Annotated in this window: 1 protein-coding gene; it reads left to right on the plus strand. The window is 62.9% G+C overall.

Annotated features, from left to right (window positions below; genetic code table 11):
- Positions 1–302: radical SAM protein (locus NW835_RS09065; RefSeq protein WP_414415106.1), on the plus strand; the 302-nt coding region annotated here is incomplete at both ends.

Here is a 302-nt window from a genome sequence, read left to right on the forward strand (position 1 = left end):
TTATCTACGGCTGCAATGAGCGCTGTACTTACTGCATTGTGCCGCTGGTGCGGGGACGGGAGCAATCGCGCCAGCCGCAGGCCATCCGCGCCGAGATTGAGGAGGTGGCCGGGGCCGGCTATCGCGAGGTCACCTTGCTGGGGCAAAACATCGACGCCTACGGGCGGGATCTGGATCCCAAGACCAACCTGGCCAGCTTGCTGCGCTTTGTCCACTCGGTGGAAGGGATCGAGCGGATTCGCTTTGCCACCAGCCACCCGCGCTACTTCACTGAAGAGCTCATTGCCACCTGTGCCGAGCTG

Origin of the sequence: Synechococcus sp. OH2, assembly GCF_047462155.1 — a bacterium.
Taxonomy (GTDB): domain Bacteria; phylum Cyanobacteriota; class Cyanobacteriia; order Thermostichales; family Thermostichaceae; genus Thermostichus.